This is a genomic window from Pseudomonas sp. NDM, assembly GCF_003105095.1.
Lineage (GTDB): Bacteria > Pseudomonadota > Gammaproteobacteria > Pseudomonadales > Pseudomonadaceae > Aquipseudomonas > Aquipseudomonas moraviensis_A.
Map to the genome: position 1 here is coordinate 1 of NZ_QETJ01000121.1, position 15,500 is coordinate 15,500.

General features: G+C 61.0%; 13 protein-coding genes. All 13 read right to left on the reverse strand.

Annotated elements, in window-relative coordinates:
* Positions 1-105: 105 nt before the first annotated feature.
* Positions 106-1,569, reverse strand: a complete 1,464-nt coding sequence (nuoN, locus tag DCO47_RS20040) for an NADH-quinone oxidoreductase subunit NuoN (RefSeq protein ID WP_116658761.1) — start codon at positions 1,567-1,569, stop codon at positions 106-108.
* Between the two features lie 7 nt (positions 1,570-1,576).
* Positions 1,577-3,109 (reverse strand): NADH-quinone oxidoreductase subunit M, encoded by a 1,533-nt coding sequence (gene nuoM, locus DCO47_RS20045; RefSeq protein ID WP_042609209.1) that lies wholly within the window; start codon positions 3,107-3,109, stop codon positions 1,577-1,579.
* A 39-nt stretch (positions 3,110-3,148) separates the two neighbouring features.
* Positions 3,149-5,002, reverse strand: coding sequence for an NADH-quinone oxidoreductase subunit L (nuoL, locus tag DCO47_RS20050; RefSeq protein ID WP_116658762.1), 1,854 nt, complete (start codon positions 5,000-5,002; stop codon positions 3,149-3,151).
* Complete coding sequence (gene nuoK, locus DCO47_RS20055; RefSeq protein WP_003180046.1) at positions 4,999-5,307, reverse strand: NADH-quinone oxidoreductase subunit NuoK; 309 nt, start codon at positions 5,305-5,307, stop codon at positions 4,999-5,001. Before nuoK ends, nuoL begins: the two co-directional genes overlap by 4 nt.
* A 3-nt stretch (positions 5,308-5,310) precedes the next feature.
* Positions 5,311-5,811: an NADH-quinone oxidoreductase subunit J gene (gene nuoJ / locus DCO47_RS20060; protein ID WP_007951462.1), complete on the reverse strand. Its 501-nt coding sequence runs from the start codon at positions 5,809-5,811 to the stop codon at positions 5,311-5,313.
* A 9-nt stretch (positions 5,812-5,820) separates the two neighbouring features.
* Positions 5,821-6,369, reverse strand: coding sequence for an NADH-quinone oxidoreductase subunit NuoI (nuoI, locus tag DCO47_RS20065; RefSeq protein WP_016775283.1), 549 nt, complete (start codon positions 6,367-6,369; stop codon positions 5,821-5,823).
* A gap of 11 nt (positions 6,370-6,380) precedes the next feature.
* Entirely contained in the window at positions 6,381-7,388 is a 1,008-nt protein-coding gene (nuoH, locus tag DCO47_RS20070) for an NADH-quinone oxidoreductase subunit NuoH (RefSeq protein WP_039763316.1), read from the reverse strand.
* Positions 7,385-10,099, reverse strand: a complete 2,715-nt coding sequence (nuoG, locus tag DCO47_RS20075; protein WP_116658763.1) for an NADH-quinone oxidoreductase subunit NuoG — start codon at positions 10,097-10,099, stop codon at positions 7,385-7,387. Before nuoG ends, nuoH begins: the two co-directional genes overlap by 4 nt.
* Positions 10,100-10,234: 135 nt before the next feature.
* Entirely contained in the window at positions 10,235-11,590 is a 1,356-nt protein-coding gene (gene nuoF / locus DCO47_RS20080; protein WP_064363636.1) for an NADH-quinone oxidoreductase subunit NuoF, read from the reverse strand.
* The gene (gene nuoE, locus DCO47_RS20085; protein ID WP_003223804.1) at positions 11,587-12,084 is read right to left on the reverse strand and encodes an NADH-quinone oxidoreductase subunit NuoE; all 498 of its coding nucleotides are present in this window, start codon (positions 12,082-12,084) and stop codon (positions 11,587-11,589) included. Before nuoE ends, nuoF begins: the two co-directional genes overlap by 4 nt.
* A 2-nt stretch (positions 12,085-12,086) precedes the next feature.
* Positions 12,087-13,871, reverse strand: a complete 1,785-nt coding sequence (nuoC, locus tag DCO47_RS20090) for an NADH-quinone oxidoreductase subunit C/D (protein WP_116658764.1) — start codon at positions 13,869-13,871, stop codon at positions 12,087-12,089.
* Between the two features lie 69 nt (positions 13,872-13,940).
* Complete coding sequence (locus tag DCO47_RS20095; RefSeq protein ID WP_016775278.1) at positions 13,941-14,615, reverse strand: NADH-quinone oxidoreductase subunit B family protein; 675 nt, start codon at positions 14,613-14,615, stop codon at positions 13,941-13,943.
* 10 nt (positions 14,616-14,625) lie between these two features.
* A complete protein-coding gene (locus DCO47_RS20100; protein WP_003223812.1) occupies positions 14,626-15,039 on the reverse strand; it encodes an NADH-quinone oxidoreductase subunit A in 414 nt (137 codons plus the stop codon).
* Positions 15,040-15,500: the final 461 nt, after the last annotated feature.

Here is a 15,500-nt window from a genome sequence, read left to right on the forward strand (position 1 = left end):
TCCCAATGTAGGAGCTGCCGAAGGCTGCGATCTTTTGACGTTAAAAACCACAAAAAACGGCACCCGAAGGTGCCGTTTTCATTTTCAGCCAGACCAGCAAGGCAATCAGCCCGCCAGACCCGCCTGTTGTACCAGCACCAGCAACGGCTGCGGATACACACCCAGGAAGAACGCGACCAGGGCGATGGCCAGCAGCATCACGCCACCTGCCTTCTGTTCCCAGTGCAGCTGGGCGTCGTGGCGACGCAGGTTTGGCTCGATCAGGTACAGGGTGACCATCACGCGCAGGTAGTAGAAGACGCCGATGGCGCTGCCCAGCACCAATGCGCCGACCAGCCACCACTGACGCGTTTCGACGCCGCTGGCGATGATGTAGAACTTGCCGATGAAGCCAGCGGTCAGCGGAATACCGGCCAGGGACAGCATCATCACAGTCAGCACGGCGGTCAGGTACGGACGGCGCCAGAACAGGCCGCGGTACTCGTACAGCGCGTCAGCGTCGCGGCCGTTGTACGGCGAGGACATCAGGGTGATCACGCCGAACGCGCCGAGGCTGGTGATCACGTAGGTGACCAGGTACACGCCGATGGCTTCCACCGCCAGACCCTTGCTCGCCACCAGTGCGATCAGCAGGTAGCCGAAGTGCGCGATGGACGAATAACCGAGCAGACGCTTGAGGTTGCTCTGGGTCAGGGCCAGCAGGTTACCGAACAGGATCGAGGCAACTGCGATCACGCTGAGCACGTCGCTCAGTACACCACTGCTGGCGGCAGGGGAGAGCTGGAACAGACGCACCATCACCGCAAACACGGCAACCTTCGAAGCGGTCGCGAGGAACGCGGCTACCGGCGCCGGAGCACCTTCGTAAACGTCCGGCGTCCACAAGTGGAACGGAACCAGCGACAGCTTGAACGCCAGACCGATCAGCATCATGCCCAGGCCCAGTTGCGCCAGCGGGCTAGGCAGACCGGTCGCGGCCAGGGCCTGACCGATGCCGACGAAGCTCAGCGAACCGGCGTCGGCGTACAGCAGCGCCATACCGAACAGCAGGAACGCGGAACCGGCGGCCGACAGCACCATGTACTTGATGCCGGCTTCCAGCGAACGCTTGTTGAAGAAGGCGTAAGCCACCAGACCGTAGACCGGTACCGAGAGCAATTCCAGACCGATGAACAAACCGGCCAGATGTTGCGCGCTGACCAGGACCAGACCACCGGCGGCGGCCATCAGGATCAGCAGGTACAGTTCTTCGCGGTTGCCCGGGTAACCCGAACCGCCATCACCGAGGTAGGCGTGGGCGAGGGTGACGCAGGCGAGGGTGGCAACCAGGATCATCGCCATGTACAGGCAGGCGAAGGCATCGATCTGCAGCAATGGGGTCACGGCCAGAGGCGCGACTTTCAACGCAGGCAGGATCGACAGCAGGGCCAGGTTCAGCCCCGCCACCGAAATCAGGAAGGTCTGCGCGTGGTTGCGGCGCCAGGCGATTGCCAGCATCACCACGATAATGGTGAGGCTGGTGATCAACAGTGGCGCAAGCGCAATAAAGTGTTGAATCGTGAATTCCATAGCGCTCTTACCGGGCCGAAGCGAGTTGAGAGAAGGCGGTGCCGAGCCACTGCTGCACGCCATGCATGGTGGCGGCAGAGGTGTCGAGGAACGGTTGCGGGTAGACGCCGAGGTAAATCAGCAGCACCGCCAGACCGAGCACCATGATCAGTTCGCGCGCGTCCATGCCATGCAGCACCGCGTCGGATTTCGACGGGCCGAAGTAGGCACGGTGGATCATGATCAGCGAGTAGACCGAACCGAACACCAGACCGGACGTGGCAATCGCCGTGACCCATGGAGCGCTGGCGAAGGAACCGATCAGGATCAGGAACTCGCCGACAAAGTTACCGGTACCCGGCAAGCCCAGCGACGCCGCAGCGAAGAACAGGCTGATGGCCGGCAGGTAGGCGATGCGCGACCACAGGCCACCCATCTCACGCATGTCGCGAGTGTGCAGACGCTCATACAACTGACCGCTGAGGATAAACAGTGCCGCTGCCGACAGACCGTGCGCGAGCATCTGGATCACTGCACCTTGCAGCGCCAGTTGGCTGCCGGAGTAGATGCCGATCAACACGAAGCCCATGTGGGAAACGGAAGAGAAGGCGATCAGACGCTTGATGTCGGTTTGGGCGAACGCGAGGAACGCGCCGTAGAAGATCCCGATCAGACCCAGGGTCATGGCGATCGGCGCAAACTCGGCCGAAGCGTTCGGGAACAGCGGCAGGGCGAAACGCAGCAGGCCGTAGGCCGCGGTTTTCAGCAGGATACCGGCGAGGTCGACGGAACCGGCAGTCGGCGCCTGGGCGTGAGCGTCAGGCAGCCAGGAGTGGAACGGAACCACTGGCAGCTTGACCGCGAAGGCGATGAAGAAGCCGAGCATCAGGATGTACTCGGTGGTCATCGACATCTTGGTTTTCAACAGGTCGGCGTAGTTGAAGGTAATCACGCCAGTGTTGTTGAAGTTGACCAGCACTAGACCGAGGATCGCCACCAGCATGATCAGGCCGGAAGCCTGAGTGAAGATGAAGAACTTGGTCGCTGCGTAGATCCGGGTTTTCTTGCCGTCCGAAGAACTGTGACCCCAGAGCGCGATGAGGAAGTACATCGGCACCAGCATCATTTCCCAGAAGAAGAAGAACATGAACAGGTCGAGGGCGAGGAACACGCCGACGACACCGCCCAGGATCCACATCAGGTTGAGGTGGAAGAAGCCAACGTGACGTTGAATCTCTTTCCACGAGCAGAGTACCGAGAGGATACCCAGCAGACCGGTCAGCAGGATCATCAACAGCGACAGGCCGTCGAGGGCCAGGTGCACGTTGATGCCGAAACGCTGGATCCAGACATGCTTGAACTCAAGCGCCCAAGTCGGATCGGCGCCCGGCGCCGGTGCGAATGAATAGTCACCGTGGGCCCACAGCCAGAGGCCGAGTGCGAGTTCCAGGGTCATGGTCAACAGCGCAATCCAGCGCGGGAGGGTGGCGCCGAAGCGCTCAGCCATCCAGCACAGCAGGCCGCCGATGAAGGGGATCAGGATTAGCCAAGGCAGAATCATGACGGGCTCGTTTCCTTTCGCAAATTCGCAAGGTTCATATCAGACCGCTACCAGCACGATGGCGCCGATCACCAGCACGGCACCCGCAGCCATCGAAGCAGCGTACCAACGCAGTTGACCGGTCTCGGTGCGGCTCAGGGCGGTGTGACCACCCTTGGCCATACGCGGGATCAGACCGATGGTCTGGTCGAGCGGGTCTTTGCGCAGTACATGGCTGATCGCAAGGTACGGCTTGACGAACCGTTTGTCGTAGATCCAGTCGAAGCCCCAGGCAGCGAACCACCAGGCCGAAAGGAAACGGCCGATGCCGCTGTTGGCGATCACCGAGACGAAGCGACGCTTGCCGAGGAACAGCAGCGCTGCCAGCAGGATACCGGCCAGAGCGATGGCGCCCGAGGCGATTTCCAGACTGTGCTTGGCTTCGCCACCCGCATGGCCAACGCTTTCTGGCAGAACGCCGTGCAGCGGCGGAACGATCATGGCGCCGACGAAAGTCGACAACACGATCAGCACCGACAGCGGCAGCCAGTGAGCGACGCCGTGACCGGCGTGGGCTTCGGTCTTGGCTTCACCGTGGAACGTGATGAAGATCAGGCGGAAGGTGTACAGCGAGGTCATGAACGCACCGACCAGACCTGCGTAGAGCAGACCGTGGTTACCGCTGGCAAACGCTTCCCAGAGGATTTCGTCCTTGGAGTAGAAGCCCGCGGTGACCAGTGGCAGAGCGGCCAGCGCAGCACCACCGACGATGAAGCTGGCGTAGGCCAGTGGCAGTTTCTTCCACAGACCGCCCATCTTGAAGATGTTCTGCTCGTGGTGGCAGGCAACGATCACCGCACCGGAAGCAAGGAACAGCAGGGCCTTGAAGAAGGCGTGGGTCATCAGGTGGAAGATCGCGCCATCCCATGCACCCACGCCCAGCGCCAGGAACATGTAGCCGATCTGGCTCATGGTCGAATAGGCGAGGATACGTTTGATGTCGGTTTGTACCAGCGCGGCGAAGCCTGCGAGAACCAGAGTCACGCCACCGACGATGCCCACCAGGTGCAGGATTTCCGGCGCCAGGGTGAACAGGCCGTGAGTACGGGCGATCAGGTAGACACCGGCGGTGACCATGGTTGCGGCGTGGATCAGTGCCGAAACCGGGGTAGGACCGGCCATTGCGTCCGCGAGCCAGGTTTGCAGCGGCAGTTGCGCCGATTTACCGACTGCACCACCCAGCAGCATCAGGGTTGCCAGGGTGATCCAGAAGTCGCCGACCTGGAATTTCTGCGGTGCCAGCACCAGCAGTTCCTGGATGTTCAGCGTGCCCACTTGCTGGAACAGGATGAACAGGCCGATGGCCATGAACACGTCGCCGATGCGGGTGACGATGAAAGCCTTGAGTGCGGCGTTACCGTTGTTGCGATTGCTGTAGTAGAAACCGATCAACAGGTACGAGCACAGGCCCACGCCTTCCCAGCCGAAGTACAGGAACAACAGGTTATCGCCGAGCACCAGGAACAGCATGCTGGCGATAAACAGGTTGGTGTACGAGAAGAAGCGCGAGTAGCCCGCTTCACCGCGCATGTACCAGGACGCGAACAGGTGGATCAGGAAACCGACGCCCACCACCACGCCGAGCATGGTGATCGACAGGCCGTCGACGTAGAGGGCGAAGTCAGGCTTGAAGCCTTCGACCGCCATCCACTGCCACAGCACCAGGGTGTAGTGACCGCCTTCGGGAGGTGCGACGTTGAACTGCCAGATGACGTAGGCAGCGACAATCGCCGACAAGCCAATGGAACCCACGCCGATCAGCGCCGAGAGGTTTTCCGACCAGCGTCCACGGGAGAACGACAGGAGCAGGAAACCGATCAGAGGGAATACGAAAGTCAGAAAGATCAGGTTCATCCGCGCATCTCACTGGCAGCGTCGATATCGAGCGTGTGGAAGCGGCGATACAGTTGCAGCAGGATCGCCAGGCCAATACTGGCCTCGGCCGCTGCAAGACTGATCACCAGGATGAACATGATCTGTCCATCCGGCTGCGCCCAGCGGGCGCCCGCAACGATGAAGGCCAGGGCAGAGGCGTTCATCATCACTTCCAGACTCATCAACACGAACAAAATGTTGCGGCGGACCATCAGGCCGACCAGACCAAGGCAGAACAGGATCCCGGCAACGGCCAATCCATGTTCGAGAGGGATAGCAGGCATGTCTTACTCCTTCGCCTCGTTACGGCCCAAATGGAACGCCGTGACGGCTGCGGCGAGCAGCAGCATCGAGGCGAGTTCGACCACCAGCAGGTACGGGCCGAACAGGCTGATGCCCACGGCTTTCGCGTCTACGGTGGTGTGGCCGATGGCCTGGCCGCTCTGGTGAGCGAACAGCACATACAGCAGTTCGGCCAGCAGCAGCGCGGCGAGAATCACCGGTCCTGCCCAGATGCCGGGCTTGAGCCAGGTGCGTTCCTGCTGCACCGAGGCCGGGCCGAGGTTGAGCATCATCACCACGAACACGAACAGCACCATGATGGCGCCGGCGTAGGCGATCACTTCCAGCACACCGGCGAACGGCGCACCGAGGGCGAAGAAGGTCATGGCCACGGCGATCAACGAGATGATCAGGTAGAGCAGGGCGTGCACGGGATTGGTGTTGGTGACCACACGCAGCGTGGACACCACAGCAATACCCGATGCGAAATAGAAAGCGAATTCCATCGTTCTTCCTTAAGGCAGCAAGCTCTTCACGTTGATCGGTTCGGCTTCGTTCTGCGCAGCGCCTTTCGGCTTGCCAGCGATTGCCATACCTGCAACACGATAGAAGTTGTAATCAGGGTTTTTGCCGGGGCCGGAGATCAGCAGATCTTCTTTCTCGTACACCAGGTCCTGACGTTTGAACTCGGCCATCTCGAAATCCGGGGTCAGCTGGATCGCGGTGGTCGGACAGGCTTCCTCGCAGAGACCGCAGAAAATGCAGCGCGAGAAGTTGATCCGGAAGAAGTCCGGGTACCAGCGACCGTCTTCGGTTTCAGCTTTCTGCAGCGAGATGCAACCCACCGGGCAGGCCACGGCGCACAGGTTGCAGGCTACGCAGCGTTCTTCGCCATCGGGGTCGCGGGTCAGGACGATGCGGCCACGGTAACGCGGCGGCAGGTAGACCTGCTCCTCGGGGTATTGCAGGGTGTCGCGCTTGCGAAAGCCATGGCCGAAGACCATGACCAGGCTGCGCAACTGGGTACCGGTACCCTTAACGATGTCGCCAATATATTTGAACATGGGTCAAATCCTCACTGAACCGCAACCGCAGGCGTGTTCAACAACACAACCGCAGCGGTCACCAGCAAATTGATCAGGGTCAGTGGCAGGCAGAATTTCCAGCTGAAATCCATCACCTGGTCATAACGCGGACGCGGGATGGAAGCGCGCAGCAGGATGAACAGCATGATGAAGAATGCGGTCTTCAGTGCGAACCAGACGAAGGACAGTTGCGGCAGGATGCCGAACGGACCGTGCCAGCCACCGAAGAACAGGGTGACCAGCAGCGCCGAGATCAGGATGATGCCGATGTATTCACCGACGAAGAACATGCCCCATTTCATACCGGCGTATTCAATGTGGTAACCGTCGGCCAGTTCCTGTTCCGCTTCCGGCTGGTCGAAGGGGTGACGGTGAGTCACGGCGACGCCAGCGATGAAGAAGGTACAGAAGCCGAAGAACTGCGGAATGATGAACCACAGGTTCTGCGCCTGGTACTCGACGATGTCGCGCATGTTGAACGAGCCGACCTGGACCACGATGCCCATCAGGGCCAGGCCCATGAACACTTCGTAGGACACGGTCTGCGCCGAGGCACGCAAGCTGCCGAGCAGGGCGAACTTGTTGTTGCTCGACCAGCCGGCGAACAGCACGGCGTACACCGACAGACCGGCCATGGCGAAGAAGAACAGCAGGCCGATGTTCAGATCCGCCACGCCCCAGGTCGGGGTGATCGGGATGATCGCGAAGGCGATCAGCAGGGCGGACATGGCCACCACCGGTGCCAGGGTGAAGATCACCTTGTCGGCAAACGGCGGGGTCCAGTCTTCCTTGAAGAACATCTTCAGCATGTCGGCGGCGATCTGGAACATGCCGAACGGGCCAACGCGGTTCGGACCGTAACGGTCCTGCCACCAGCCCAGCAGGCGACGTTCGACAAAGCTGAGCAAGGCGCCCGCGACCACCACGGCCAGCAGGATCACGATGGCTTTGATGACCGTCAGGATCACATCGATCACTTCAGGGGTGAACCAGGTCATTGCGCTGCCTCCTGCAGACCGTCGACGGACACGCCGGCGAATGCCGGTGGAATGCCGGCGATGCCCGCAGGCAATGCCACCAGACCGGCGCCCAGTTCTTCATTGATGCGCAGCGGCAGACGCAGGGTCTGGCCGGCCACGTTCAGGCTCAGCAGGGCACCGTCGTTGACACCGAGGCGGTCGGCTTCGGATTTCGCCAGAGCCACATATGGCGCCGGAATGCGTTCTTGCACCGGGGCGGCTTTCGACGAGTTCTCTTCGCTGCCGAACAGGTGGAAGAACGGCACGGCTTGCCAGGTACCCGGCGCCGGGTTGAAGGCACGCGGCGCAGCGGCGAACCAGTTCAGCGAGTCGCCATTGCTTTCGATCAGGCGTGTGCCCGGATCGCCAGCGCGCAGGTGACCACCGACTTCGTCCTGGAACTTGTTCCACGCTTGTGGCGAGTTCCAGCCCGGCGACCATGCGAATGGCACCTGTTGACGCGGTTCGGCGGAGCCCGAGTAACCTTCCATGGAGAAGGCGAACGCGGTGTCCTGGTCTTGCGGGGTACGCGGTTCGTGAACGCTGATGTCGGCGCGCATTGCGGTGCGACCGGAGTAACGCAGCGGCTCACGCGCCAGTTTCAGACCCTTGATGCGGAACGCAGCGGAAGGTGCAGCATCGACGATACGTGCCAGTTGCGCGGTGCTCGAGGCAACGGCAGCGGTGACGTGGTCGAGTTGCGTCCAGTCGATCGGCTGGTTCAGCAGGGTCGCGCGCAGGGCGTGCAGCCAGCGCCAGCCTTCGTGTACCAGAATGCTCGCGTCGAGGTATTGCGGATCGAAAACCTGGAAGAAGCGCTGGGCGCGACCTTCCTGGCTGACCAGCGTACCGTCGCCTTCGGCGAAGCTCGCCGCTGGCAGCACCAGGTGCGCGCGATCGGTGGTGGCGGTTTTCTGATGGTCGGCGACGATCACCACCTTAGCGGCGTTCAGCGCAGCATCGACCTTGGCTTTGGCGGTGCGGGTGTACAGATCGTTTTCCAGCACGACGATAGCGTCGGCCTTGCCATCGATGACCGCTTGCAGCGCGGCGTCGACCGATTCGCCACCGAGCATGGCCAGACCGAGGCTGTTGGCCTCCGGCACGATCAGGCTGATCGAACCGTTCTTCTCGCGCAGCTTCAGGGCCTTGGCGATGTTCGCGGCGGCTTCGATCAAGGCTTTGGAACCCAGCGAAGTACCGGCGATGATCAGCGGGCGCTTGGCGGCGAGCAGGGCGTCGGCGATGCGCTGCGACAGTTCCAGGGCTTCAGCGTCCAGGCCTTCGACAGCCGGAGCGCTGGCATCCAGCGCGTGAGCCACGGCGAAACCGATGCGTGCCAGGTCATCCGGAGCGGCGTGTACGCATTCTTCAGCGACGTCATCGAGCTTGGTTTCCGCCAGGCTGGCGATGAACAGCGGGTTCAGCGCGTGCTGGCCGATGTTCTTCACCGCCGCATCGAGCCAAGGCTGGACGCGCATGGCTTCGGCCATGTCTTCAGCCTTGCCCTTGACCGACTGACGCAGGGCCAGCGCCATGCGCGCGGCGGTCTGGGTCAGGTCTTCGCCGAGGACGAAGATCGCGTCGTGGTCTTCGATGTCGCGCATGTTCGGCACAGGCAGCGGGCTGTCGTTCAGCACCTGCAGGACCAGACGGATGCGCTCCAGCTCGGAGGCTTCGATACCTGAGTAGAAGTGCTCGGCGCCGACCAGTTCGCGCAGCGCGTAGTTGCTTTCGAGGCTGGCACGTGGCGAACCGATACCGACGATGTTGCGCCCGCGCAGCAGATCGGCGGCTTTATCCAGCGCCGCGTCGAGGCTGAGCTTGGTGCCATCGGCCAGCAGCGGTTGACGTGGACGGTCGGTACGGTTGACGTAGCCGTAGCCGAAACGGCCACGGTCGCAGAGGAAGTACTGGTTCACCGAACCGTTGAAGCGGTTTTCGATACGACGCAGTTCACCGTAACGCTCGCCCGGGGAGATGTTGCAACCGCTCGAGCAGCCGTGGCAGATGCTCGGCGCGAACTGCATGTCCCACTTGCGGTTGTAGCGCTCGGAGTGAGTCTTGTCGGTGAACACACCGGTCGGGCAGACCTCGGTGAGGTTGCCGGAGAATTCGCTCTCGAGGGTGCCGTCTTCAACGCGACCGAAGTACACGTTGTCGTGGGCGCCGAACACGCCGAGGTCGGTGCCGCCGGCGTAGTCCTTGTAGAAACGCACGCAGCGGTAGCAAGCGATGCAGCGGTTCATCTCGTGGGAAATGAACGGGCCCAGTTGCTGGTTCTGGTGGGTGCGCTTGCTGAAGCGATAGCGGCGCTCGTTGTGGCCGGTCATCACTGTCATGTCTTGCAGGTGGCAGTGACCGCCTTCCTCGCACACCGGGCAGTCGTGCGGGTGGTTGGTCATCAGCCATTCGACAACGCTGGCGCGGAACGCCTTGGATTCTTCATCGTCGATGGAGATCCAGGTGTTGTCGGTGGCTGGGGTCATGCAGGACATGACGATGCGACCACGGGTGTCGTTCTCGTCGGTGTACTGCTTGACCGCGCACTGGCGGCAGGCCCCGACGCTACCAAGCGCGGGGTGCCAGCAGAAATATGGAATGTCGAGCCCCAGCGACAGACATGCCTGTAACAGGTTGTCTGCCCCGTCGACTTCGAGCGCTTTGCCGTCTACGTGGATAGTGGCCATGGTTCAAAGGTCTTCGTTGGCCCGGTGTCAGCGGGCGTGGCTAATGGAATCTTGTTATGCGTCCGAATCCAAACAGCCCCGAAGGGCGTCATCGGACGAAAGGCGAAGGGCACGGACCCTTCGCCTTTTAAGCGTTTACGCGCCGACTACGATCGGCCTTGCCAGAGGCGGGACGGCGGCGCTGACAGGCGCGATACCGGCTTCGAACTCTGGACGGAAGTATTTGATGGCGCTGCCCAGCGGCTCCACGGCACCCGGTGCGTGAGCACAGAAGGTTTTGCCCGGGCCAAGGAAACCGACCAGACCCAGCAGGGTCTCGATGTCGCCTGGCTGGCCCTTGCCCTGTTCGATGGCCATCAGCAGCTTGACGCTCCATGGCAGACCATCGCGGCACGGGGTGCAGAAACCGCAGGATTCACGGGCGAAGAACTGCTCCATGTTGCGCAGCAGCGAGACCATGTTGACGCTGTCGTCCACCGCCATCGCCAGGCCGGTACCCATACGGGTGCCGACCTTGGCGATGCCGCCGGCATACATTTGTGCGTCGAGGTGCTCCGGCAGGAGGAAACCGGTACCGGCGCCCCCCGGCTGCCAGGCCTTGAGCTTGAAGCCGTCGCGCATGCCGCCGGCGTAGTCTTCGAAGAGCTCGCGACCGGTGACGCCGAATGGCAGTTCCCACAGGCCCGGATTCTTGACCTTGCCGGAGAATCCCATGAGCTTGGTGCCCATGTCTTCGGAGCCTTCGCGGGCCAACGATTTGTACCAGTCAACGCCGTCGGCAATGATCGCCGGCACGTTGCACAGGGTTTCGACGTTGTTCACGCAGGTCGGCTTGCCCCACACACCGACGGCGGCAGGGAAGGGCGGCTTGGAGCGCGGGTTGGCGCGGCGGCCTTCGAGGGAGTTGATCAGTGCGGTTTCTTCACCGCAGATGTAACGCCCGGCGCCAGTGTGGACGAACAGTTCGAAATCGAAACCGCTGCCCAGAATGTTCTTGCCCAGCAGGCCGGCCGCCTTGGCTTCTTCCACGGCACGGTTGAGGTGCTTGGCGGCGGTGGTGTATTCGCCGCGCAGGAAGATGTAGCCACGGTAGGTTTTCAGTGCGCGGGCACTGATCAGCATGCCTTCGATCAGCAGATGGGGCAGTTGCTCCATCAGCATGCGGTCTTTCCAGGTGTTCGGCTCCATTTCATCCGCGTTGCACAGCAGGTAGCGGATGTTGATGGATTCGTCCTTGGGCATCAGGCCCCACTTCACGCCAGTGGGGAAGCCGGCACCGCCGCGACCCTTGAGGCCGGCGTCTTTCACGGTCTGGACGATGGCGTCCTGATCCATGTCGGCGAAGGCTTTGCGCGCGGCGGCGTAACCGTTCTTGGCCTGGTACTCGTCGAGCCACACGGCTTCGCCGTCATCGCGCAGACGCCAGGTCAGGGGATGCGTCTCGGCCGAACGCTGAATGCGGTTGGCAGGACCGAAAGATGTCAGGGTCATACGTAGCCCTCGAGCAGTTTGGCCACGCCAGCAGGCTGGACATCGCCAAAGGTGTCGTCGTCGATCATCAGCGCCGGTGCCTTGTCGCAGTTGCCGAGGCAGCAGACAGGCAGCAGGGTGAAACGACCGTCGGCGGTGGTCTGACCCAGGCCGATGCCCAGATTGTTCTGGATTTCGCTGACCACCGACTCGTGGCCGCCGATGTAGCAGACCATGCTGTCGCAGACGCGAATGATGTGGCGGCCGACCGGCTGACGGAAGATCTGGCTGTAGAACGTCGCCACGCCTTCAACGTCGCTGGCCGGGATGCCGAGGATCTCGCCGATCGCGTACAGGGCGCCGTCCGGCACCCAGCCGCGTTCCTTCTGAACGATTTTCAGGGCTTCGATCGACGCCGCGCGCGGGTCTTCGTAGTGATGCAGCTCGTGCTCGATGGCCGAGCGCTCGGTTTCACTCAAGGTGAAACGGTCTGTCTGGATAAGCGTGCTGTTCATGCTTAGCGGTCCACGTCGGCCATAACGAAGTCGATACTACCCAGGTACGCAATCAAGTCCGCGACCATGCTGCCTTTGATCACCGAAGGGATCTGCTGCAGGTGCGGGAAGCTCGGAGTACGGATCCGGGTACGGTAGCTCATGGTGCCGCCGTCGCTCGTCAGGTAATAACTGTTGATGCCCTTGGTCGCTTCGATCATCTGGAAGGATTCGTTGGCCGGCATGACCGGGCCCCACGAAACCTGCAGGAAGTGCGTGATCAGGGTTTCGATGTGCTGCAGCGTGCGCTCTTTCGGTGGCGGCGTGGTCAGCGGGTGATCCGCCTTGTACGGGCCTTCCGGCATGTTGCGCATGCATTGATCGATGATCTTGATGCTCTGGCGCATCTCTTCGACGCGAACCATGCAGCGGTCGTAGGCATCGCCGTTGACGGCCAGCGGCACTTCGAATTCGAAGTTCTCGTAGCCCGAATACGGACGCGCCTTGCGCAGGTCGAAATCGCAACCGGTGGAACGCAGGCCGGCACCGGTGACGCCCCATTCCAGGGCCTCTTTGGTGTTGTAGGCAGCGACGCCGACGGTACGGCCCTTGAGGATGCTGTTCTGCAGGGCGGCCTTGGTGTATTCGTCCAGGCGCTTGGGCATCCACTCGACGAAATCCTTGACCAGTTTTTCCCAGCCGCGCGGCAGGTCGTGTGCGACGCCACCGATGCGGTACCAGGCCGGGTGCAGACGGAAACCGGTGATCGCCTCGATCACCGTGTACGCCTTCTGGCGGTCGGTGAAGGTGAAGAACACCGGCGTCATGGCGCCGACGTCCTGGATGTAGGTGCCAAGGAACAGCAGGTGACTGGTGATACGGAAGAACTCGGCCATCATGATGCGGATGACGTCGACCTTCTGCGGCACCTTGATGCCGGCGAGCTTCTCGACCGAGAGCACGTACGGCAGGTTGTTCATCACGCCGCCGAGGTAGTCGATGCGGTCGGTGTACGGAATGTAGCTGTGCCAGGACTGACGTTCGCCCATCTTCTCGGCGCCACGGTGGTGGTAACCGATGTCCGGGACGCAATCGACGATATCTTCGCCGTCCAGCTGCAGAATGATGCGGAACGCACCGTGCGCGGAAGGGTGGTTCGGGCCGAGGTTGAGAAACATGTAGTCCTCGTTGGCACCGGAACGCTTCATGCCCCAGTCTTCGGGACGGAAACGCGCGGCTTCCTCTTCAAGCTGCTGCTTGGCAAGGTTGAGGCTGTACGGATCGAATTCGGTGGCGCGCGCCGGGAAGTCCTTGCGCAGCGGGTGACCTTCCCAGGTCGGCGGCATCATGATGCGCGACAGGTGCGGGTGGCCTTTGAAGTCGATGCCGAACATGTCCCAGACTTCGCGTTCGTACCAGTTGGCGTTCGGCCAGATGCTGGTGACGGAAGGCATGCTGAGGTCGCCTTCGGACAAGGCCACCTTGATCATCACGTCACTATTACGCTCCAGCGACATGAGGTGATAGAACACGGTGAAATCGGCGCCGGTCGGCAGCCCTTGACGCTTGGTGCGCAGACGCTCGTCCACGCCGTGCAGGTCATAGAGCATGACGTACGGCTTGGGCAGGTTGCGCAGGAAAGTCAGGACTTCAACCAGTCTGGTGCGGGCCACCCACAGCACCGGCATGCCGGTGCGGGTTGCCTGCGCGGTAAACGCTTCGGCGCCAAAACGGTTGTTCAGTTCGACGACCACATCCTGGTCGTCTGCCTTGTAAGGCGGGATGTACAGAGCACTGCCTGTAGTCATGGTTATTTTTTCGCTTTCGGTCAACGTAAAGAATGAAGCCAGCTTCTCGTTACTTGGAACAGAACTGGATCAGACTTCGTCAGGGCTGCGCAGATTGGTGACTGCGATTCGCTGTTCGCGGCGCTGTTCCTTCTGCGATGGCATGTCGGCGCGATACACGCCTTGATCACCAACGACCCAGGAAAGCGGACGACGCTCCTGTCCAATCGATTCCTGCAACAGCATCAAGCCTTGCAGAAATGCTTCCGGACGGGGCGGGCAGCCAGGTACGTAGACGTCCACGGGCAGGAACTTGTCTACGCCTTGAACCACGGAGTAGATGTCGTACATGCCGCCGGAGTTGGCGCACGAACCCATGGAGATGACCCATTTCGGTTCGAGCATTTGCTCGTAGAGACGCTGAATGATCGGCGCCATCTTGATGAAGCAGGTACCGGCGATAACCATGAAGTCGGCCTGACGCGGCGAGGCCCGGATCACTTCGGCGCCAAAGCGCGCGATGTCGTGGGGCGCCGTGAAGGCGGTGGTCATTTCCACGTAGCAGCACGACAGGCCGAAGTTGTACGGCCACAGGGAGTTCTTACGTCCCCAGTTGACCGCGCCACTCAGCACGTCTTCCAGCTTGCCCATGAAAATGTTTTTGTGGACTTGATCTTCTAACGGATCGGCAACGGTTTCCCGCTGGCCAATCGGATACTGCTCGTTAGGAGCATCGGGGTCGATCCTGGTGAGATTGTATTGCATTGCCAAAGCCTCATTGTTTCAGCTTCGCCTGCCGCTTGCGACGAGCTTCCGGAGCCCAGTCAAGGGCGCCCACTCGGAACAGGTAGACAAGACCTGCCAACAGAATTGCTATGAAAACGAGAGCTTCGACGAATCCGGTCCAGCCGCTTTCGCGGACGGACACAGACCATGCAAAGAGAAAGAGGGCTTCGATATCGAAGATCACGAAGAGCATCGCGACCAGATAGAATTTGGCTGAGAGCCGCAAGCGGGCGCCACCGGTAGGTAGCATGCCCGACTCGAACGGTTCGTTTTTGCTGCGACCCCAGGCTTTTGACCCGAGGAGGCTGGAGACGCCAAGCATGAAGGCACACAGGCCGACGACACCCAGAAGGAAAATGGCAAAGCCCCAGTTGTGGGCCATGAGTCCTGTCGCTTCGGGCATGCTGGTAATCCTTAACAGAGAGCAAAGGTCTCTGAGCTTGATAAAGAAATAAGGCAGTGACGATATGTCGCAGCAATCAATCGGGCTGATTTTATGGCTAAACACCCGGCAAGTAAAATTCCAAAGGCGAAATTATTTACCGGATTAAGGACATAGCGCTTGCTCACAGCCCTGCGGCCCATGCGTTGCGGGCATTAGCCGGGTTTCCATCAATTATGTTTTGTAGGGTTTGTAACGAACATAGTTGCTGCTGAATGATAATTGATATCGTTTGCAGTGGTTTTGTAACTGTTTAACGAGTGAGTGGTTGGGAAGTTGTCTTACTTGCGCGTTACTGCAAGTAGCGAAGCCTACGGTTTTAGCGGAAATTTCTGACGCTTGTACCGCTTCAGATCAATGTTTCACGCCCACGGCACAGATCCCCTGTAGGAGTGAGCCTGCTCGCGATGGCGGTCTGTCAG

Bases quoted from the DNA above. Each gene is read 5' to 3' on its own strand.
- nuoN (WP_116658761.1), bottom strand. From the start codon at position 1,569: ATGGAATTCACGATTCAACACTTTATTGCGCTTGCGCCACTGTTGATC.
- nuoM (WP_042609209.1), bottom strand. From the start codon at position 3,109: ATGATTCTGCCTTGGCTAATCCTGATCCCCTTCATCGGCGGCCTGCTG.
- nuoL (WP_116658762.1), bottom strand. From the start codon at position 5,002: ATGAACCTGATCTTTCTGACTTTCGTATTCCCTCTGATCGGTTTCCTG.
- nuoK (WP_003180046.1), bottom strand. From the start codon at position 5,307: ATGCCTGCTATCCCTCTCGAACATGGATTGGCCGTTGCCGGGATCCTG.
- nuoJ (WP_007951462.1), bottom strand. From the start codon at position 5,811: ATGGAATTCGCTTTCTATTTCGCATCGGGTATTGCTGTGGTGTCCACG.
- nuoI (WP_016775283.1), bottom strand. From the start codon at position 6,369: ATGTTCAAATATATTGGCGACATCGTTAAGGGTACCGGTACCCAGTTG.
- nuoH (WP_039763316.1), bottom strand. From the start codon at position 7,388: ATGACCTGGTTCACCCCTGAAGTGATCGATGTGATCCTGACGGTCATC.
- nuoG (WP_116658763.1), bottom strand. From the start codon at position 10,099: ATGGCCACTATCCACGTAGACGGCAAAGCGCTCGAAGTCGACGGGGCA.
- nuoF (WP_064363636.1), bottom strand. From the start codon at position 11,590: ATGACCCTGACATCTTTCGGTCCTGCCAACCGCATTCAGCGTTCGGCC.
- nuoE (WP_003223804.1), bottom strand. From the start codon at position 12,084: ATGAACAGCACGCTTATCCAGACAGACCGTTTCACCTTGAGTGAAACC.
- nuoC (WP_116658764.1), bottom strand. From the start codon at position 13,871: ATGACTACAGGCAGTGCTCTGTACATCCCGCCTTACAAGGCAGACGAC.
- DCO47_RS20095 (WP_016775278.1), bottom strand. From the start codon at position 14,615: ATGCAATACAATCTCACCAGGATCGACCCCGATGCTCCTAACGAGCAG.
- DCO47_RS20100 (WP_003223812.1), bottom strand. From the start codon at position 15,039: ATGCCCGAAGCGACAGGACTCATGGCCCACAACTGGGGCTTTGCCATT.